Source organism: Flavitalea antarctica (genome assembly GCF_054461535.1).
The window spans coordinates 25,890-47,858 of record NZ_JBTLQG010000019.1 but is presented as its reverse complement, the minus strand read 5'-3'; the positions used below and the strand labels follow the sequence as shown (position 1 = coordinate 47,858).

The 21,969-nt window shown below is 45.0% G+C and carries 13 protein-coding genes; 3 read left to right on the top strand and 10 right to left on the bottom strand.

Going from position 1 to position 21,969, the window contains the following annotated elements; translation table 11 throughout:
• The first annotated feature begins 3 nt into the window (after window positions 1-3).
• Complete coding sequence (locus tag ACX0G7_RS16700) at window positions 4-1,320, top strand: M20/M25/M40 family metallo-hydrolase (RefSeq protein WP_458924648.1); 1,317 nt, start codon at window positions 4-6, stop codon at window positions 1,318-1,320.
• Window positions 1,321-1,372: 52 nt separating this feature from the next.
• Here the strand turns inward: ACX0G7_RS16700 and ACX0G7_RS16695 are convergent, their stop codons facing one another.
• Together ACX0G7_RS16695 and ACX0G7_RS16690 are read right to left on the bottom strand one after the other, a co-directional pair.
• Entirely contained in the window at window positions 1,373-3,028 is a 1,656-nt protein-coding gene (locus ACX0G7_RS16695) for an apiosidase-like domain-containing protein (RefSeq protein WP_458924647.1), read from the bottom strand.
• A gap of 102 nt (window positions 3,029-3,130) precedes the next feature.
• Window positions 3,131-5,389, bottom strand: a complete 2,259-nt coding sequence (locus ACX0G7_RS16690; protein ID WP_458924646.1) for an acyl-CoA dehydrogenase family protein — start codon at window positions 5,387-5,389, stop codon at window positions 3,131-3,133.
• Between the two features lie 81 nt (window positions 5,390-5,470).
• On the opposite strand from ACX0G7_RS16690, the gene ACX0G7_RS16685 reads away from it, so the two are divergent.
• On the top strand, window positions 5,471-6,076 hold the full coding sequence (locus tag ACX0G7_RS16685) for a DUF1543 domain-containing protein (RefSeq protein ID WP_458924645.1): 606 nt from the start codon (window positions 5,471-5,473) through the stop codon (window positions 6,074-6,076).
• On the opposite strand, the gene ACX0G7_RS16680 is transcribed toward ACX0G7_RS16685, so the two are convergent.
• From ACX0G7_RS16680 to ACX0G7_RS16655, 6 genes are all read right to left on the bottom strand, one after another.
• Complete coding sequence (locus ACX0G7_RS16680) at window positions 5,998-7,725, bottom strand: FAD/NAD(P)-binding protein (RefSeq protein WP_458924644.1); 1,728 nt, start codon at window positions 7,723-7,725, stop codon at window positions 5,998-6,000. The two genes, ACX0G7_RS16685 and ACX0G7_RS16680, sit on opposite strands and share 79 nt — an antisense overlap.
• A gap of 223 nt (window positions 7,726-7,948) precedes the next feature.
• Window positions 7,949-9,676: a RagB/SusD family nutrient uptake outer membrane protein gene (locus tag ACX0G7_RS16675; protein WP_458924643.1), complete on the bottom strand. Its 1,728-nt coding sequence runs from the start codon at window positions 9,674-9,676 to the stop codon at window positions 7,949-7,951.
• 24 nt (window positions 9,677-9,700) lie between these two features.
• On the bottom strand, window positions 9,701-12,904 hold the full coding sequence (locus ACX0G7_RS16670) for a SusC/RagA family TonB-linked outer membrane protein (protein WP_458924642.1): 3,204 nt from the start codon (window positions 12,902-12,904) through the stop codon (window positions 9,701-9,703).
• A 178-nt stretch (window positions 12,905-13,082) separates the two neighbouring features.
• Window positions 13,083-14,210, bottom strand: a complete 1,128-nt coding sequence (locus ACX0G7_RS16665) for a glycoside hydrolase family 26 protein (protein ID WP_458924641.1) — start codon at window positions 14,208-14,210, stop codon at window positions 13,083-13,085.
• A 21-nt stretch (window positions 14,211-14,231) separates the two neighbouring features.
• On the bottom strand, window positions 14,232-15,443 hold the full coding sequence (locus ACX0G7_RS16660) for an AGE family epimerase/isomerase (protein WP_458924640.1): 1,212 nt from the start codon (window positions 15,441-15,443) through the stop codon (window positions 14,232-14,234).
• Window positions 15,444-15,584: 141 nt separating this feature from the next.
• Window positions 15,585-17,438 carry a sodium:solute symporter family protein gene (locus tag ACX0G7_RS16655; RefSeq protein ID WP_458924639.1) on the bottom strand — a complete coding sequence of 618 codons (1,854 nt, stop codon included), beginning with the start codon at window positions 17,436-17,438 and terminating at the stop codon, window positions 15,585-15,587.
• A 216-nt stretch (window positions 17,439-17,654) separates the two neighbouring features.
• Here ACX0G7_RS16655 and ACX0G7_RS16650 point away from each other — a divergent pair, with 216 nt between their 5' ends.
• Window positions 17,655-18,539 (top strand): helix-turn-helix transcriptional regulator, encoded by an 885-nt coding sequence (locus tag ACX0G7_RS16650; RefSeq protein ID WP_458924638.1) that lies wholly within the window; start codon window positions 17,655-17,657, stop codon window positions 18,537-18,539.
• A 115-nt stretch (window positions 18,540-18,654) separates the two neighbouring features.
• On the opposite strand, the gene ACX0G7_RS16645 is transcribed toward ACX0G7_RS16650, so the two are convergent.
• Window positions 18,655-19,236 carry an outer membrane beta-barrel protein gene (locus ACX0G7_RS16645; RefSeq protein ID WP_458924637.1) on the bottom strand — a complete coding sequence of 194 codons (582 nt, stop codon included), beginning with the start codon at window positions 19,234-19,236 and terminating at the stop codon, window positions 18,655-18,657.
• A 205-nt stretch (window positions 19,237-19,441) separates the two neighbouring features.
• The gene (locus tag ACX0G7_RS16640) at window positions 19,442-21,832 is read right to left on the bottom strand and encodes an ABC transporter permease (RefSeq protein WP_458924636.1); all 2,391 of its coding nucleotides are present in this window, start codon (window positions 21,830-21,832) and stop codon (window positions 19,442-19,444) included.
• Window positions 21,833-21,969 lie beyond the last annotated feature (137 nt).

The window sequence follows — 21,969 nt, the reverse complement described above, 5'->3', positions numbered from 1 at the left end:
CACATGAAATTATTCCTCAAAGGAGTTTACCTGTCTGCCTGTATTATGTGTGTCTCCGGCCTGCAGGCCCAGGAGAGCGGTGGACAGCAATCTTCTAAGGTATCAGTAGATAAACGTTACCAGGCCGAAATGAAGAGCCTGTCAGAGAAACCTGTTATCAGGTCAGCGTTCAAAGCTATCATGGATCTGGAACCCGAGACAAACAGGGATCTGATCACGCTTAATGAAATTCCCGCGCCGCCATTTAAAGAGGAAAAAAGAGCGGAAAAGTTCAGGGAGATGCTTAAGGCGATCGGTGCAGATTCAATATGGATCGATAAGGCCGGCAATGTACTGGCATTGATAAAAGGGAAATCCGGAAAGAAAACAGTTATCCTGGAAGCACACCTGGACACTGTGTTTCCCGAAGGGACAGATGTAATTGTTAAACACCACGGAGACACCTTAAAAGCACCTGGCATCGGGGATGATACAAGGGGGCTTGCAGTTGTACTTGCCGTGATGAAATCAATGAAACTGGCAAAAGTAAAAACTGATGCTGATATCTTGTTTGCAGGGATAGTCGGTGAAGAAGGTTTGGGTGACCTCAGGGGCGTGAAACAATTATTCATTGATCAAAAGCCAAAGATTGATTCTTACATAGCTATTGATGGTGGTGGTATCGGTGGAATAACTTCAGGTGGAACCGGTTCACACCGTTACCGCATAACCTTCAAAGGCCCTGGTGGACATTCCTATGGTGCATTCGGGCTCGCGAATCCGCATAATGCATCGGCGAGGGCCATCTATTATTTCATACAGGAAGCCAACACATATACACGTAGCGGCGCCAGAACTACATACAATGTTGGGGTGATGGGTGGCGGCACCTCGGTGAATGCCATTCCGTTTGAATCCTGGATGGAGGTTGATATGCGTTCGGAATCACCGGAAAGACTGAGCGGCATAGATAGCTTATTAAAGGGCGCGATCAGGAAAGCGCTGACCGAGGAAAATCAAATGAAAAGAAGAGGTAGTGATCTTACCGTAGACGTTGCGCTGGTTGGTGATCGTCCATCGGGAGTACAAAGTAATACGCTGCCGCTGGTTCAAAGAAGTATGGCCTCAGCTATGTTGTTGGGTGCAACGCCGAGCCTGGGAATGAGTTCTACGGATTCAAATATTCCCATTTCCAAAGGTGTACCGGCGGTTACTATCGGAAGAGGTGGTGTTGGTGGTGGCGCACATGCACTGGACGAATGGTGGATAAATGACAAGGGTCACTTAGCTATACAAAACGCATTGTTGATCCTGGTTGCCGAAGCAGGGTTGGTCGATTAGTCTTTAACGGTTCATTATCGTAATACATGCGCTTCCCGTATACCTGTGTTAATTATTTTACCTGGCCCTGTGACTTCAACAGTAATATCATGTCGGTATTTTCAGGAGGCGAAATTTCAAGAAGATTATTTTTCCGGATTATCCTGCCATTGGTTAATTTATTCGTAGACGGATTAAACCACTGAACATTGTATTCTTTGTTGTGTAGGTTAAGTAGTTTTATCGGAGTTGATTTTGGGATATAAACAACAATCAATTTGCGATCATTGCTTTGGGCAACAGAAACAAAGTTACCTGGCTGTTGTTCCCCTGGTTGTTCAGTCAACAACTCCTGGGCGGGCCTGAGTTTCCACCACTCGATACTTCGCATAAAGTTTGCGAGATAACCGGTTTGCAGACTACCCGGTAAGAGGATCGCTTTGTACCAACGGCTTGACTTTTCCCCTTTCCCGGCATGATTCAGAATTTCCTCACCGTCTCTTAACCAGGGCCATAAACCATTTGCCCCATAAGTAATACCGGCCGCAGGAGCGTTCAATACACTCCAGTAACCAGCATTTCGTATGTCCCTATCAGTTATATCTGGCGCTATCTCCTCATAAACCGGTTCCATATTAATCAGCACGCGTGGAGGCAGTCTGTGCCACATCCTGGATATCGGTCCACGGGTCATAAAATTTATTGCATTGGGGCCATTGTTATGCCCTGACTGGTACCCGATGATATCAAGCCAATCTTCACTGGCATAGGCCTCTCCTATCCAGCTGCCACCACCAGGGTGAAGTGACACCGGGCCCGGATGTTCTTCCCTGAATACACCACGGCCTATATTTTTCCATCTCTGTTCATTCTCTTCCGTGTACTTGCCATCACCACCAAGTATCCAGATCACATGGTTTCCACCGTAACGGGCCACCATATATCGCGCCAGCAGAATGGCCTCATGTTCCGGCAAGTAATAACCCGGGCTCAATTCCCTGCCCTGTACACTTCCCAGTGCCCAAAGTAAAACCGGGGCAGCCACGAGTCCATGTTTATTTATCTCATCGATCTTACCATCAAGGTGTCGGAAAAACCCGGGATTGATTGTTATCCGGCCACTTCCTTCAAAGGCAACCTGGCCCTGGCTGTTCTTGTCGGAGCCGCGCCATTGCGTAGTGACAAACTGGATCACATTATAACCGGTTTGGGAGCGATTGGTAAGGTATTGATCCCATTCTTTTTCGGTAGACTTCAGGGTTCCGTTCCATGCAGTACAAGCGGCCCAGAAAAAGGGTGATCCATCAGCATGTGAGAGATGATAGGAAGATTTTTCACGGACCACAGCTCCGTGTTTATAGATATCAAGCTGACTTGAATTCGGTATACAACTGATTTGTCCTTTGAGACCATGCAATCCGCTGTTGACGGAGTCGGAACAAAAAGATTCCCAGGTCCAGGCTCCTTTTTCATCAGGAGAGAAACGGACCTTCCATTGTAGCGCCCCATCCCAGAAACCATTGATGGTTTTGATCCGACCGGTGGGAGACACAAAACGAACCGCGAATTTTTTCACATCATACAAGACGTTGGCATACTCACGCGCACTTGTAAAAGTTTTTTCAAATCTTGACCATTGTGGTATCTCGTCTGACGCCAGGCATGACCAATGCAACAGGAAGAACAAAAAGACAACCAGCATCAAATTCATTCTCCATTTTGATCTCATTTGCACATCGTTTATTATCTCTTAATGAAACAGGGAAAATCTTTACTCGGCATGATACGAAAAACTTATAAAGACTTAGAGATGTTGCAGTCGGAAGCTTCATCAGAAAGCTATCGGTGCTGCAAGACATGAGTCAGGAATATCAAACGCCTGAACCAGGGGCACGGCATCTTTCCTGATATCCCAGCAAAGCTGGTTCACCATCTTCCGGATTGCCTTGGTCTTCACGGCCTCCATGTATCCATCTTCAAGGTACCAACCCTTGTTTTGTTCAATGACCGACAGGGCAAATAATTGTTGCAGGCGCTTTAATGCTGCTTTCACTTTATCATCTTCAATTTTTGATACGGCAAGTTGAAACTGCTCAAATATTATCCTGTCCAGCCATGCCCGGGCAACATCAAGCATCTGGTGTTGTGTCACATTAAAGGCATCATATGAATCGAGCCCGCTGTCTATCAGTTTCTTCAACCTTTTTGCGGCCGAAGCCAGCGTTGTCTTTTCACGATGCTCCAGCGCATGCAGTTGAAACTGGTCATCGAGCAAATGCGCTTCATCAGTCTTACGGGTAACGATAGGATTTTTCTCTGAAAGAGCTGTTTTGGCGTTTTCATATACATAGTAGATCATGCCTACTGCATTCATCTGACCAAATTCTTTCCTGAACTCTGCCAACCGGTTTTTGGCCACCAGCTGCATCAGCACGGTATTGTCGCCCTCAAAGGTGGTGTAGATCTCGGTATCGTTTTTCAACGCACCGATTCGGTTCTCTGAAAGATAACCCTTACCACCGCAGGCTTCGCGGCATTCCTGCAGGATCTGGCTGGTACTCCAGGTTGAGTAAGATTTCATTCCTGCAGCAAGTGCCTCTATCTCCTGCATCTCGGTTTCAGTCTTCTTTAAGAACCGACGGGTAAGATATTGCAGACCGAAATGGATCGCATAGCTCCGTGCAAGCAGTGGCATCAGGCGTCTCTGATGCATGCGGTAATTCAAAATCGGAACCTCCGGACCGCCTTCAGGACCAAACTGCCGGCGCCGGTCGCTGTACCTGATGGCAATCGCCAGGCCTGATTTGGCTGCTGACAACGCCGACCTGGGTATCCCTATCCTTCCCCCGACCAATGTACCCAGCATGGTAAAGAACCGCCTGTTATCGCTGGGAATAGAGCTTTCAAACTCACCTGCTTCATTCACGCAGGCGAACCGATCCAGCATATTATCTTTCGGAATAACAACCTTATCAAAAATAATGGTGCCATTATCAACTCCATTAAGTCCCATCTTCAGACCACAGTCCCCGACTGAAATTCCCGGTTGTACTACTCCGTTAGCATCACGCAGTGGAACAATAAATGCATTTACACCATAATCCTTATCCCTGATAATGAGTTTTGCAAACACTGTTGCCATTTGTCCATGCAAGGCAGCATTGCCAATATATTCTTTCCTGGCATCAGGATGCGGTGTGTGAATGACAAATGTCCTGCTGTCATGTTGATAAGTCGCAATGGTCTCTATACCTTTTACATTTGAGCCATGGTTCGTTTCCGTCATTGCAAAACATCCCGGTATTTTCAGTGAACCGATATCAGCGAGATATTTGCGATGATGTTTTTCGGTACCGAGCGATTGCACGCTCATGCCCCACAAACCGAACTGCACCCCGAATTTGATGACCAGGCTCAGGTCATGATAACTCAACGTTTCCATGATGGCAAAATAATCAGCCATGTTTTCACCGCCACCATACTGATGGGGATAACCCATATTGCCGAGATTCTCCCTTGCAAGGATCTTACACCATTCATAAACCTTCTCCCGGTAAACAGCTGTATCCGTTGATGTTTCATAGGCAAATTCCGGGCGACTGAGCAATAACTTCACCTTCCGGATGATAAGTGCCTGCGGACCGTCAAGCACGGCTGTCAGTTTCCTGATGTCGAAACTACTGACGGTATGGTAACGGGTGGTGAGGGTTTCGGTATGACTGCTGAAATTGGTGACAATCTCATCGCCTAATATTCCAAGGTCGTTTTCAAGTTTTGAGAATACAGGTTTCAACTGGATGATGGATTCATCATTGTTGGAAAGCCAGACCGACAGATCAAATATTCCGGTGGCCTCGGGATTTGCCTGTAAGCTTTTTTGGATCTCATGCTTCCATTTCGCAAGTTGCTGACGTGAAGGCGGGGCTGAGATGTCAACATTCGCCAGCAATATCTCCTGTTCATGGTTGCTCAGCCAGTCCTGGGCGTTTATAAATTCACTTAAAGTGCCCAGTTCTTTTTGAGTCAAAAGATCGTCAGACCATACAAGGTAGAAAACAGGTAGAAACGCTTTTAGTTTTGGACTTTCCATATGATTACTGTATAGGGTAAGGTGAAATTAATTGAAATTCCGGCTTAAAGAAATAGAATATTTGCGGCTAAATTTGCATCTATGCCAAAACTTTTTATGTTACTGATTGGTTGTACACCACCTGGAAGGCACGTTGAACAACATGACGTTTTTTTCACGATCGGTGAAACTATCCGTGAGGTTATTCCCCAGGTGCAGGCATTCTGGCCGGAGGCAAAAAAAAGTCTGCATTTTGACGCGTGGCGTGAAGTGACAAAAGTTGACGGCCACAAAATCGCTGTCCTCCCTTCACCCGGAGTTCCCAGCGCGGTGCAATTGTTTTTTATCAACCTCGGGGGGTATAAAGCCGGTGAATTTGAAGAATTTCATTATAAAATGATCATAGCGGCTGCGGATAAGGGGGAGGCAGTGGCAAAGGCAAAACAAGTCGCTTTTTTTCGCCATACCGGTTTCAAAGGTGCAAGAGCGCATATTGATGACCGTTATGGAGTTGATGTGGATGACTTTTTTGCCATTCCCGATATTCTCCCTGCCATCACTAAAACGCAATACAGTCTCTCCATTACCCCACTGGTTGAAGATCAGCCGGAAGACGAGTTACACCTGGGTTATTTTAAACTTGACAGCGTTGATAAATGGGACACCACTTTCTCTGATGCCGCTTCGCAGAAATCAAGCCCTGAATAGTCGGGGTTAAAACCGCCAATATGCGGTACTGCCATTACAAAGACTCTTTCACTATAGGCACCGTATTTATCCAATACCTGGAAATGGTCGTTTATTTTCACTCCAGGCACTCGCAGGTAATAATCCCCATCACTATGTTTTTCAACCTGGTCATTGTTGTCCATGCCTTCAGCACCAGCCTCCCTTGATCTGAATTTCAACAATGCCGGGCTTATGGTTCCTGACTGAAGAAGTGACTTGAAAGGAAATTCTTCATACATAAAATGAGGCTGACCAATACAATTCACAAACATCTGGTAACTGGTGGTACAGGATTCCCCATCGGGCGAAGTATACTTATATATAATTCCTCCCTCCGGCCGCGGAAAAACCTGGCTTTCTTTGTCAACCGGCACCAGGCTCAGTATACCCGCATCATACAGAGCAAGCAGTTCAAGGCAGGAGCTCTGTGGCACGAATGCAATTACAATGGAGATCAGCGGCATCAAAGTTCGCTTGAGCCTGATCATATCTTCAGCTGATAAATATTTAGCAGGATAATTCAGGGTAAAACTCAGTTCTGCCAGCGCTTCCTTCCAATAAATTGATTGTTTCTTCCGGATTGATCTTTCTGCTTCAACAAGCTCTGCCCTGAAAAGTACGAAAGGATCAAGCCGCTCCCTAAGACTCATCATTTTTTGAACAAAGGCTTCAATGTTCATGTCTTTGATCATCTCATAAAATTCGGGATCCTGCTCACGGATAGGATCCTTGAAATTTTTTTCAAACAAATAGTCAAGAGGTATAAATCCATCGTTTGCTTCGATGCTTGCCTTAATTTCCTCTTCACTCAGCCTGGGGTTACCTAACAGGTTAGTATCCTCGAGGTGAAAACGGATGGCTGGAAGCAATCCATCTATGGAATGCATCACAAGTCTGAATTCAGGGCTGGTTTCATTAAGCTGATAACTGACCGCTCCGTCCTCGCCTTTGATAAAAGATCCGTTCTCTCTTGCCAGGGTTCGGATCGCATCTATTGCTGTGAGTGAAGCTCCTTTGATAGCCACCGGAAAATTGGCTTCAAGCTTTAGCTTTGCCGGTGGATAAGGAGAATCAAAATAGTTTGGTATTAACCCCTCATTTTTTGTGGGCCAGTAGTGGCCGGTCGTCATAATAACATGGTCAAAATGGTAACTTTTCTCTCCGGCGATCACAATAACTTCGTTCAGGTCTGAATTGTCGACCATGTCGGTTACCACGGTCTCAAGAAATATATGGGTGATGATGCCCTGCTTTTTTGCCTGCTTCAACAATGATTTGAACTGATCCTCCAGGTATTGACCAAACAGCAGTCTCGGAACCACCTTGTAATCATTGAACTTTTCCGCAACCATATTAAATGGTTTCAACACTTCCGGAGAAGCGGTCCGGATCCAATTTTTCATGGAGTTAACGATATCAGGGATCTCGTTACCCGAAACATTGGTGATATGTTCATGGCAAGCCCCATCATAACTATAGGGCATACCCGCTCCCAGTTGATTCTTTTTCTCAAACAGGCTTATCTCGAGATCCTCCCGACCGCTTTCTACCAGGCGTTTGAAGACGAATAAACCGGAAGGGCCACCACCAAGTATACCGATCCTTGTACGGAAGTCTTTTGGTTCCATTTTTTTAAAATTCCTGGATTTATCAGGCATTTTTGGAATAACATTGGAAATTAAAAAGAGTTAAGGCCTGGGTACAATTTATTTCAAGGCAGTATTAAGTTGCCCTGTCCCTAAAAAAAAAGCCTCCTGAAAGCGGCTGACTTTCAAGAGGCGTACAGAGAAAAAAATATTTTGAAGTATTTACAGGATCAGACAGTTTTACTGAACCTTATAGTCAACAGGTTTAATTATATCCTGGGTTCTGTTTCAGATTTGGATTGAGACCGATTTCAAGTTCAGGTATCGGGTACAATTCTTTACCTGCAGGTATCGAATTGTTATACAAACCATGCAGCTTTCCGCCATTATCGGGATCCTGGTTCCTTATGCTTGCTGCGGGATTAACGATCATGTTGGTGTTGTTGTCCTGGGTACCATATGTGGTCTTTACGAAATCTCGTTCAATACCTGCACGACGTAACAGATAAAACACTGAATACTCTCCCGATAATTCGTGACGGTATTCGCTATAAACCATCTGAAGCGGATCGGTAATTGGCGCTGCAGGTGTGCCATCATATTTTGCACCATCCTGCATTACAGCCGGAGCGGTTCCGCCAAATGCCCGGTCTCTTACCCGTTTGATTGTTGCAAGGGCACCGGCATTGTCACCGGTACGGGCCTGGCATTCAGCCTTACTCAATAATACTTCGGCGTACCGCATCAGGATCTGGTTCTGTGCGCCGAAAATGGTACCATCACCAGAGTTGGCATTCAGGGTTTGATCGCGCCACATTTTCGCACAATAAAATCCGGTTCTCAATCCATCGCCATCTGAACCATACCATGGATTCGATTTGGTACCGACTGAATTGATGATTTTGCCATCATCACCAGTGTACTTGGCTTTTGTAGCCGGATTAGTACTTGCAAATCCTGAAATTACCAACGGATAGGATCGTATTCCACCTCTCCTGATAATTCCCGGACTCACAGAAGAATCTCCCGGACCAATAATAGTGGCGAGCTTACGGGTATCTCCGGGTTGATAGGAAAGATACAAACCGGGATTGCCGTAATCATATCCGAAATTGGATACTTCTTCAGGCCAGCTGAAATCTGAGATCCAGGCGACCTCATTACCTGCGCCCCAGCTCTGGGTTCCATTGACGGCGAATTGAACTTCAAAGATCGATTCTGCATTGTTCTCCTTGTCAAATTCATTGACATCAATGAAATTCGGAAGCAATTGGTATTTACCCTCAAGCTGGTTGAAATCGGCAAGTGCGCCTGCATAATCTTTCAGCCACATTTTTGCAGCCCCGAGATAAGCTAACGCTGCACCTTTGGTGGCCCGTCCTGTTTCAGATGCAGGGTAACCTTCTTTAAAGGGAAGCAAAGTTGCAGCTTGCTGCATGTCGGCAACAACCTGCCTGAATACTGAATCCTGTGAAGCACGGGGCTTAAGACCATCGGTTATGGAACTAAGTTCGAGTGGAACTCCCCCGAAACTTCCTGCCAGGTAATAATAAGTGAGGCCACGTAAAAAATAAGCTTCCCCAAGTAAACGGTCACCCAGTTCGGCTGTAATGACACCTTTGGTTTTCATATCTGGAATTATTTCAATCGCTGTGTTCGCCCTCGCTATTCCCACGTAAGAGCGTTGCCAGAAAACCCTGATCGGGCCAAAGTTTGTCTGGATATCATAATAATTGTAAAACCGGTCGTTACCCCAGTTGAAGAAATCGTGGGTCTGGAAATTAGCATAATACCAGATCGATTTCTTGAGCAGATCGGCGTTCTGATAGGTATCATATATTGAATTCACCAGCGCTACTCCATCCGAAGCTTTGGTAAAATATGATTCCCTGGTCAGCTGTGTATAGTTATCCTGCTGCAGGAAGCTTTTTTTACAAGCCAGTGGTATCACCATCAGCGATACCGCCAGCATGATCAATATCTTTTTATTCATCTTGATAGATTTAATCTGTTCCAATTAGAAAATTACATTTAAACCCAATGTGAAAAATCTCGACAATGGATAGGTACCCGCATCAACACCTGATGCCGTTGCGCTGCCACCCGATACACCTATCTCAGGATCAAGCCCTGAATAATTAGTGATCGTAAACAGGTTCTGTGTAGAAGCGTACACCCTGATCTTTGGAATTGGTACGCCGTTAAATTTCTGCGCAGGTATCGTGTAGCCAACCTGCAGGTTTTTCAAACGGAGATAACTGCCATCTTCCACATATTGACTGGAAGGAACATTGCTTGCGATAACGTCATCATTATACGTTAACCGTGTATACCTGTTTGATGGATTTGATGGGGTCCAGTGATTGGTGAAATAATCAAGTCCGACATTTTGTACACCAACAAAACCAGGAGCCTGGAAGCTTTCCAGCATACGTGCCTGGTAGTTAAAAATCTTGTTGCCGTAACTACCATAGAAATAGATATTGAAGTCAAATCTTTTATAGGTAGCATCGAGGTTCAGACCTCCAAAAAATTTAGGAATAGGACTACCAAGACTTGTCCGGTCTGTAGCGTCAACATGGCCATCGCCATTTATGTCTGCGAAATATCGGTCACCCGGTGCCGTTACATTTTTCTGGTAAAACGGGAAGCTTGGGTTTTTTGCTGCCGATGCTTTGTTTAATGCATCAATCTGACCCTGGTTCTGGAATATGCCTAATGACTGGTATCCAAAAAACTCACCTATGGGCTGCCCGATATTTGTGCGGCTGAATTGGTTCCATCCGTTTGCGTTAAGGCCCGTGATGGTTACCAGATTATCAATAAAGGCAAGGCTTTTGTTGATACTTAGTAATTTATTATCGATGGTTGTAAACGTCAGCCCAACCCCATAACTGAAATCTTTATTTACACTGCGGTTATAATTTACCGCAAATTCGAATCCCTTGTTTTCAATTTCACCTACGTTCTGAGCAAGGTTCTGGCTGTAACCTGCCTGTGATGAAACCGGCAAGTTCAGCAGGAAATCTTCTGACCGCCTGATGTAGTAGTCGGCGCTTACCGATAGAGCACCGTTCATGAAGCTTGCATCAATTCCAATATCAGTCGTATAATCTGTTTCCCATTTGAGTGATGGATTAGCCGGTTGGACTGGTGCCAACCCTCCCTGGTACACATTATTAAATGTGTAACCGAAATTATTAGCAGATGCTGCCGGCCCACCAGTTGAAAATAAATTCTGGTATTGGAAAGGACTGATCGGCGCCTGGTTCCCCATCACACCATAACTCGCCCTGATCTTAAGGTCCGACAACCAGTTTACGTTTTCCATAAATCTTTCGCCCTTCATTCTCCAGGCTACCGAACCGGAGGGAAACACACCATACTCATTGCCCGGTGCAAACTTCGATACACCATCCCGTCTCACGGTACCGGTCACGTAATATTTGTCAGCATACCGATAGTTAATACGTCCAAACTGCGAAGCAAGAGAATTTGTTGACTGGCTGCCTGTGGCAGTAAGGTTTTGGACCTGCGCAACATCTCTGAGCGCATTGTTGATCTGCCTGTTACCCTGGGCAGAGATATAACGGTAAGTATTTTCCTGGGCGGAGATTCCTGCTACAACATCTATATTATGATCACCGAATGATTTGGTATAAGAAAGGGTATTCTCCCAAACCCATTCGAAACTATTATTAGCACTCTGTGAGTATAAGGCATCCTGGTTAGCACCTCCCAGTCCATATTGTTCATCCCAGCGACGATCTTCAGGTTGAAAATAATATCCTGAGTAATCACTGATGTTTACCCCGAAATTTGTTTTGAAGCGAAGCCCTGGTACTATGGTGGCTTCAAGCGAAGTATTTGCAAGAAAATAATTACTGAGATTCACATAATCATTGCTCTCAATCGTATAGAGCGGATTGCCCCAGCTTTTTGTATAAATATTGATGGGATTATAAAATCCATAGTTTCCCGCACCGTCTTTAATCAGGTTGGTTAGTTTATTCCCGGTTATTGTTGGTATCAACTCAGTCAGCTGTTGCAGGCCGCCTGTACCAAAAGGAGTATTCTGATCCTGCCTGGCATACTTGGCACTGGTTGAAGATTTCAACCATTTAGCTACAGCGTAATCAACGTTCAGGCCAAGGTTAAATCTTTTAAAATAAGATTGTTCAACGATCCCCTTGTGGCCGTTATAGCCAATGGAGAAGGCTGTTTGTATTTTGTCACTACCACCACGGATCGCCAGATTATAATTTTCTTTTAAGCCCTGGCGATACAGGGCGTCCTGCCAGTCAACACTTACAAGCGATGCCGGGTTGCTCCATTCAGGCAATGGAGTAAAACTTCCCTGGGTAGAGTCCTTGTCAACCTCTATTGACAATGCACTGAATTGCTGGGCGTTCAGCACATCGTATCGTTTGGGTTCGGATTGAAACGAAAGACTTGCATCAAGTGAAACCTGCATACCATCTTTACGTCCCCTTTTTGTTGTAATAATTACTACACCGTTTGCAGCTCTTACTCCATATATAGACGCAGCTGAGGCATCTTTCAACACGTCGATAGATGCTATATCGTTGGGATTTATATTATTAAGGCCACCGCTGATCGGATAGCCATCGACTACATACAGTGGCTCATTTCCATTGGTTGCAAGACTACCAACTCCACGGATCTGAACTGAAACTGTTGCTCCCGGTCTTGCATCATTATTAATAACCTGAACCCCGGCCGCACGTCCCTGTAATGCCTGGTCTATGGTATTCACCGGAACCTTTTCAATGGTTGCCGCATTAATACTACTGACTGCGCCCGTTACATCCTGCCTTCTTTGGGTTCCGTAACCAACCACCACTACCTCACCAAGTTGGGTAGCTGTACTTACCAGTGTTACGTTAAGACTGGTACGATTGTCTATCTTGATTTCCTGCGGAGTGAACCCCACGGCAGAAATGATCAGCGTTGCAGTAGGTGCTGCACTGATCGTAAAGTTGCCGTTTTCATCCGTCTGGGTGGCTGTGGCAGTTCCCTTTATCTGTACGGTGGCACCGGAAAGCGCAGAATCACCGGCCAGGACACGACCGGTAACGGTAGACTGAGCATACATAAATTGGGAAGAAATAATCGCAAAGAGCAGGACAAGGAATCTTCTGCATATTCCATGGAGTCGAGGGTCCGGAGCACTCCTCCGGATAGGCAAGCGTTTTGACATAAGAGCTAGAATTTAAATTCAATCTATCTCCTTTTTGAATTCTTAAGTCCTGATATTTTGATCAATCATGATACTATTCTTGCAGAAAAGGTCAATGGAGTGCTTAAACCTGGCAATATTGATAAGTTGAATGAAAAAATACCTGGGCTGTCTGCAAAAGAAGGGCTATGACATTACATCACTTATAAATATCCCTGAGATCATTTTCAAAAAGTGTGAAGTCGTCATTGTAAAACTTCATAAAATCGGGCACACTCGAATGGCCGGGATATGGGGCGTAAAAATGAATCTGGCTTTTGCTGTCATTGCGCCAGACAAGGACATAACATAACCTTAGATTTGAATCTTTCAGGGATTTCAATAAGGTTTCTGTCCACCATGAACCATTTGGTATCGACTCGAGTCCTGTTTCAGTAAAAGCCGCAAGTTTCCCCTTTCTCCGGGCATAAGCAGATACTATCTGAAGTTTTTTTATCCCACCCGGAATATCATACTTCCCTTCTCTGCCCCAGTCACCGTAATTATCCATGCCAACCATATCAACATAGGCATCGCCCGGATATCGTTCGAGAAATGCCGCTTCACTTTCGAATTTATTATCGGGTGAGAATGCATAGATAAAATTGTGTACGCCCAAACTATCCCTCAGGTAACTTACCGTAAACCTCCACAAAGTTTTGAACTCTTCAGCAGTGCAGTGTCTCCTGCCCCACCAGAACCAGTCTCCATCGAATTCATGATAAGGCCTGAAGATCATTGGCACAGAACTTCCATCTTTTCCCTTGACTGAATTCGCAAGCGTCGCGATCGTACGCAATATTTTCCTGTACTCCACATGATGAGAACCACCAGGGATGATGAGCTTCACCGCCGGTACTGAGACGCTGTCCTTCCAATAAAATCCACCGCCAGAGGCAGGATTTGAAAAATGCCAGGCTACGGTTGTAATGCCACCGCGGTTATAGGTGTCCGTTATATTGTTGCGTAAAGCAGCCATGTTTTTGGCGATTTCATGTTCCGGCCTGCCAGACAATGCACTGAAATCAACCCCGATGACAGCCGGATGGGACCCGGTGACGGATTTTACATCGGAGCGATCCGCATCACCGCTCCACCCGTGTCCATATTCGGTCGCATGCTGGTGCCCGAATAAAATATGTTTTGCTGACAATTTTTGAAGATTGACGGCCAGCGCCTTTGTTTCTTTAGTAGCCTTCTCATCTATCAGTCTTATAACTTTCAACTGAGCCATTGAGCCGGCTGAGGAAATCAATACTGACAGACCAATAACAAAGAATTTTTTCATATCGCATGTTTTGAAGCAACCTTAATCTTCAGATAAACCCATCGTTGTTATCCTGTTCAAAATTTCGATACAGGCCCTTGCATTATGATAAGGACATTTCCAGATTCCCGCTTTATCCTTGCCTGGCAGCGGGTTATTGTGTTCATCCACACCCCAGTGCCATTCCCCTGCAGGCGTATCGAGCAAAATCTGCTGAATAAAACGCCAGCTATTAATACTTCGCTCAAGAAAAGAAACATCATTGGACAACTGCCAGGTGTTAAAAAATCCAACCATTGCCTCAGCCTGCGGCCACCAGTGTTTTTCGCGAATCATATTGCCGTTGACTTTTTCATACCACAAAGCACCATCAGCATCAAGTCCCTCCGTGGCCGCTCCCGCGAGCCGGACAGCAACCTGCTGAAACTTTTCCATAAGTTCTTCTTCACCGGTTAGACCCGCGGCTTCAACCAATAACCATGCAGCTTCAATATCATGGCCATACGACACAATGTCTGACTTCGGATTCCATTCCTCATCAAAAAACAAATTCAGATGCCCGGTTTCCTGATTGACGATATGTTCATCAAAGTTATTCAGTAACGCTACAAGGGCTGACTTCAACTTTTCATCCTGCCAAACCGTGAACAGGTTTGCATAGGCCTCAACCAGGTGAAGATGGGTTTTCATTGATTTTTTTTCATTCTCATCAGTATCATTAAGCCTTTGATCTTCCAGCGGTGTCCATTCCCGGTCAAATGCTTCTGCATAACCTCCATTAGCTTTGTCAAAACCATGGTGTTCTATTAACTTAAAAATATTCACGGCAGCCGAGAGCACCTCCACGAGGGGATCGCATTTAAAATATTCAGACAGTCCATAGATTGCAAAAGCCTGGGCACTGATGAGTTTTTTTGTTTCGGCAGGCTCTCCTTTCTGATTCAAAGTCCAGTACACCCCGCCATGAACGGGATCTATAAAATGCTCAACAAGATACCGGTATGCCCGGTCGGCGTATTCAAGATATTGTCCTTCTCCTGTATGATTGTAAGCGGCTGAAAAAGTCCACAGGATGCGGCTGTTCAGCACAGCGCCTTTTTCAGATATTTGGTCACGGGAATTATCCCCTTTGATGCGACCGATATACCCACCATAAATTTCATCCGGCATATTTTTCATCCAGAATTCCAGGACGGAATCCAGTTCCGCCTTTACTTCTGTGGCGTACGTATCGATTGTTTCAGTATCATGCATGTTGTTCAGAGAATTTTTGAAGGTGCATTATCAACATTTTTTTACAAATTATTGCCTTTAATATTACAGGCTGGAAACCTCAGCAGTTTTATGGCGCGGGATGCAGCACGATGCTTCCAGGGCAAAATAATATAGTAGCGACTAGTTCTCCAGTTTGTTCCACCATGTTTGCTTTAAGATCAGGATGATTACCGTCAACAGCAAAGCAGTAATGATCAATGGCAACTTCATCCATAAGACCAGGTACATTGGCAAAATGGTAAGGCAGAGTTGTGCGACTATGCCTAAAACGACATTAAGCATATCAAGTTTGAACCGGGGATTGGCCCGGAACTCCGGATCTTCTTTCACGACAAGATCATGAACAGGCTTCCAAACACCCCAGGGCCTCACGGTGCGATAAAAATCTTTTAAGACTTTAGTATCCGTAGGAGGTGCCGTGTATGTTCCAATTAAACATCCTGCAATTGAAATTAAAAACAGCAATGGCCAGTTATAAAGTGGAAGCCCATCAAAAACGTAGGGGAAAATGAGCGCTGCCATAATGCCGCTCATCATCCCATAAAAAAAACCATTCGCATTAAATCGCCACCAGTACCATTTAAGCATATTCGCTGCGATATAGCCGCCATAGAGCGCACCGACTATCCATTGCAGCACCGAATTCACATCTCTTGCAAAAAATCCAAGTGTAACGCCACACATTACGACGAAAACCCCAACAGCGTAATTCATCGTAATAATCTTTTTGTTTGAGGCAGTGGGATTGATGTATTTAAGATAAACATCATTTACTATGTAGGCCTGCGCCGCATTGAGTGTCCCCGAAAAGGTTCCCATAAATGCTCCGAGCAACCCGGTGAGCGTTATTCCCAGGATACCCGCAGGTAGGAAATTGTTGATTGCGGAGGGCAGGATCTTTTCAAAATCAACTCCGTTAGTAGTGTTCATATCCAGCTGCTCATAATATAGCAACCCGAGTACTGTTAACCCGATGATCATCGAATATCTAACAGGCAGCAATATTATCGAAACGAAGCCACTCATTTTTGAAGCATCTTTTGGTGATCGGGTTGACAACACTTTTTGCATATCATAACTTGGAGCCGGACCCGCAAGGCTTGCAAAAATTCCCTTGAACAACATCATCATAAAGAATATTCCGAAGAGCCCAAACCTGTCCTTGTCAATCTTTGCTGCGGCATCTTTGTTGATACCTTCCCACGTCATACCAAGATCGATCCCGAAAAACGGATTTGTCCAACCCCGGGGTACATTTAAAACATTATCATTATTATGAAGATGCATCGCGGCTATTATGCCAATGGATATGCAGGCAACGGTCATGATCATGTACTTGATAAAATCGCCCAATACTATGCTGTGCATGCCACCGAGGATAGAATAGAACATAGCAAATAATGTAAACAGGATGCCGTAGAAATGGGCAACGTAGCCGGGAGGGACAGTAAAAGGCAGGTATGCACTTATACTCTCATAAGGCACGAATATTTCAATAAACTTGCCGAGCCCGATAAACCCATAAGCCAGGAACCCGAAACAGCTTAGCAATGCAAATGTTACAACTATATTGTGAGAGCCCGACACGCCCTTTCCTTCAGATCCGAATCGTGTGGCGAGCCAGGCGGCCCCAGTGTCGGCGTTTGACCGCCTCATCCATTTCGACAGGAACATCATCATGATCACCTGGTTAAATACGGGCCAAAGCCAGGGGATCCAAATGCTTTTCATACCATAAACAAAGCAAAGCGCCACCATCCACATGGTTCCACTGATATCAAACATGTCGCTGGCGTCACTTAACCCGAGCATGTACCACGGAAGGGATTTACCGCCGAGCAGGTAGCTCTCTTTGTTGGCTTTTGCCTTTTTCCTGAACCAAAAGCCCAGGCTGACCATCGTTGTGAGATAGAGTAAGATAATAGCAATATCAATAAATGCCAGTTTGATCATTAATGCAAAATAGCCAAGCAATTGTTGGTTTTTAGGCTGATCTGAAAACTAATTTAGTGGTGCAACACCCTTTTGATATTAATTTACCAGCTACTTGTACGATTTTGTAGATAAAGGCGTAAGTTTCCGGCTAATTGTTTGATGAGGAGGTTATTATGGGAGTGCATGATTTGAATGAATAAGCATATTATTTTACCCCAATGCTGATGAACAGGCTGATTATAAAACCGGTTTTGTATGAAAAATGACCTGCTCAAAGAAATTACGCCACTAACGCAAGGAGATTGTTTTACGATGTTCTCGAGGGTCAAGGATTGTTTCGACTTCCCGGTGCATTATCATGAAGAATATGAGCTTAACTATATCCGGAACGGCAGAGGAGCGAAACGCGTTATTGGTGATCATATGGAAGAGATTGAGAACCTGGAGTTGGTACTGGTTGGACCGAACCTGCAACATGCCTGGCTAACACACAAATGTGAGAGCAAGGAAATCTTTGAGGTAACCATTCAGTTCCATCGTGATCTCTTTGATGAAAAGTTGTTGAACCGAAATCAGCTTACATATATCCGGACCATGTTTGAGAAGTCAACCAGGGGTATTTCCTTTTCACGTGACACGATCGAAAAAGTTGCACCCCGGCTGATCGCCCTGAGCCATAAACACGGGTTCGATTCTGTACTCGAATTGCTATCTATATTGCACGACCTTTCGGCTTCGCGGAATATCAGGATCCTGTCAGACGTCTCCTTTAACAATTTCGAAAAGCCGAGCTACAACAGCCGCCGGATAGAAAAAACAATGGAATACGTGAAGCTTAATTTCGACAAACAGATCACATTGACGGAGGTGGCAAAACTGGCAAATATGACGGAAGCGGCTTTCAGTCGTTTCTTCAAAAGCAGAACAGGGATGACTTTTATCGACAGTCTGAATGAAATAAGGCTTGGTCATGCGTCAAGGCTGTTGATCGACACTACCCGTTCTATCGCCGAAATTGCTTATCATTCAGGGTTTAATAATATCTCAAACTTCAACCGCATCTTCAAAAAGAAAAAAAGCACCACACCGAAAGCGTTTCGCGATAGTTACCAGAACTTCGGCACAAGGATATTTATCTAAGGCACCTGTTCCAACTTTTGGATCTGATTACAGGGCTCGAGGCTTTAGTAGCTATCGCTATCCGATTACCGTATCTGGCTGCTTTATCAACTGCCCAGCATTGTTCCCGGAACGCTTATAATTTAAACCGAACACCAGCATTGATAAAAAGGGAGCGGGACTTTCCGACATCGATCGAGTTAATGTCTTCCTCCTGCACATTTGTCAACGACCATTGGTACTGCAGTTCAATAAATACAAAGGACACATCAACACCTGCACCAAGAAAGGTTCCGAAACTTGCGCTTTTAAATTTGTCTTTATCCAGATCTTTTACGTGGGTGAGAATAAAAGCAGACAGACCGCCAAAGGCACGCAGACCGAATTCAGAATTTTCATCGCCCAATAACTTATAACCCACTGCTATTGGAATCCGCAGTCCGCTGATATTGTACTCAACGTCTGGGTCGTTGGAATTTGAAGATGTATATTCTGTACTTTGTTTCATAAAGAACAGCCCTGGTTCTACATAAAGTTTTTTTCCAAAGGCGACACTTCCGCCAAGCTGGTAGCCTGGCTTTGCCTTGCTATCTCCTCCGTTTGGGTCCTTGGAAAAATCTGTAAAATTCATACCGATAGCAGGCTTGATTTCCACCTGCGCTTTTAACATCGGCGTAATAATGAAAAACATACAGAATACAGTCAGCACTTGTTTCATAAAATGAGGTTTTAAAACATGATAAATATGAGGTCAGTCATCACTTAACTTCCCCGGATGTGGTTCAGACAGGGGCATATAAAGCTGATATGGAACGTGCTGCTAATCTCATGCCGCGCGTATAACGGCCCTTCTCTGAAGGACAGAGCAAACCTGGACCGTGCATTTGAGTCACCTCCAGGCAAAGACGATGCGCAATCAGGATTTATTCAGATCTCAGGCTTTTTGCCGGGCTGGCAATAGCGGCACTGATGGTGTGATAGCTTATTGTTAATAGTGAGATGACCATCGCAGCCGCACCTGCGGAAAGAAAGACGATCAATCCAGGCTCCGTGCGGAAGGCAAACTTTTCCAACCATCCTGTCATCAGGAACCAGGCAACAGGTGAAGCTATCAGTATGCCAATAAAAACTAGCCATATAAACTGTTTGCCCAGCTTTAGGGTAATATCTGCTATACCAGCACCAAGAACCTTCCTGATACCAATCTCCTTTGTTCTTTGTTGAACGCTGAACAAAGCAAGGGCAAATAAGCCGAGGCAAGCTATCAATATTGCAATCGCGGCAAAAAAGGCAAAGACTTTTCCAAACCTGGTCTCTGCTTCGTACTGACGCGTGAATGCTTCATTCAAAAAGCTAAACTCCAATGGCCGTTCAGGCACCAGTTGTTGCCATTTGCCGGATACAGCCGCAATAGTAGTTTTTATGTCACTGGTGTTCATCTTAAGAGATAACAATCTGTAGTTGGCACCCCGGACACGCATTGCCAGTGGTGTGACAGGCTTCTGCAAGCCCTCGAAATGAAAATCCTTTATTATTCCGACAATGTTTGCATCGTTTGGATACATGCGCACCCTGACACCCAACGCATCTTCAGCCCGCGCGAAGCCAAGCTTTCTCACTGCAGTTTCATTGATAAGCATTGACTCAACTGTGTCGGCAGTGAAATCGATGGAAAAGCCCCGGCCGGTAACGACAGGTATTTTGAATTGTTTGAGAAAATCAAAGTCGACGAGATAAATGGGGAGTTCCGTTCTGAGTGTATCACCATTGGCTTTTACAAAATCCATCGACCAGTTTCCCTGCTTTCCGTCACCCGGCACGTTCGACGAAGCTGTTACACTTTCGATACCAGGGATTGCAGCAATCGATGATTTTATAGCTCCCATCCTGCGACGCACATTTCCATCCCCCTCGAAATTAATAACCATCGTCTGGCCGGCTTTGAAACCAAGTTCCCTATGCTGCATGTATTGCATCTGCTTGTACACAATGATTGTACAGATTATCAAAACCGTTGATGTAGCAAACTGAAAAATCACGAGGCCCTTCCGGAAATTTATGTTCCAGGGGGAGGTGCTGACTTTACCTTTCAGACTTGCTACGGGTTTATAACTGCTTAATACAAACGCCGGATAAGTGCCGGAAAGAAACCCAATGAAGATCAATAATAAAGTCAGGGATACCAGTTGAACAGGTTCAGATAAATTGATGAATACCTGTTTACCTGTGAATTGATTGAAATATGGCAATGTCGTTGCGGCTATCACTACTGCAATGAGCATTGAGATAGCTGTGAGGATAAATGATTCAGTGAAAAACTGTCTCATTAACTGACCTCTTCCGGCACCTGCCACTTTTTTGATACCCACCTCCTTAGCCCGTGTTGCGAAACGTGCAGTTGACAGATTAATAAAATTAATACAGGCGATGACCAGCAAAAAAACCGCGACGGCTGAAAACACAAACAGGTTGGAAGCATTGCCTGTTTTGCCGATCTGATCTTCGCGATCTGAATGAAGATAAATTTCGGCAAGTTTCTCAAATGCATAATGATGTTTAGTTGTTCCGCCTGCTTCCTGGTGCCGCTGATCAAATGCCGCCATATCTGCCGCCAGCCTTGAGATATCAAAACCAGGAGTTACCTTGATATAGGTATGAAAATTATTGGAGTACCAGTTTTCGAACAACCAGTCATATCCTGATCCCTTTGCCTGTGCAGTTGACATAGACACCAGGAAATCAAAGTTGATGTGAGAGTTTACGGGCACATTCTCCACAACGCCGCTCACCTTAAGCGTCTGACCATCCATGGTGATGGTTTTGCCAAAAGGAGGTTCCTTGCCAAAGTATTTTTCTGACATCTGCCTGGTCATGACCACGGTAGAAGGATCTTTAAGTGCAAGGTCAGCATCACCGACCTGGAGGTTGAAACTAAAGACCCTGAACAGGCTTTCATCTGCATAAAAAATATTTCTCTCGGTAAACAGGCGATCCCCGGACTTAACAAGCGCTTCTGTATTAATCAGCCTGACTGCTTCCAGCACTTCGGGGTATTCCGACTTGAGCGCAGGGGCTACCGGGGCAGCAGATTGGGCACTTCTGATGGTAACTCCGGGCGTTTCCTTGTCATCGACGACCCGGTATATATTATCCACATTTGCATGGAAGCGATCAAAACTTAATTCGTCCCGGATATACAGCGCCATCAATAGTACGGCAACCAGGCTCAGGGACAGGCCGGCTATATTGATAACAGAATAGATCCTGTTCCGGATGATGTTTCTGAGAGCATATTTGAAGTGATTTTGCAGCATTGGTTTTTTTTTGAATGGTCGGCAGGAGTGATACGGATCAGCAACAACAGCTATGCCATTTGCCCAAAGCCTTAAGATTTAAGTAAATAGACAATGACAGTAATTACAAGTGTCCGCAAACGTTACAGCAGTTGTAC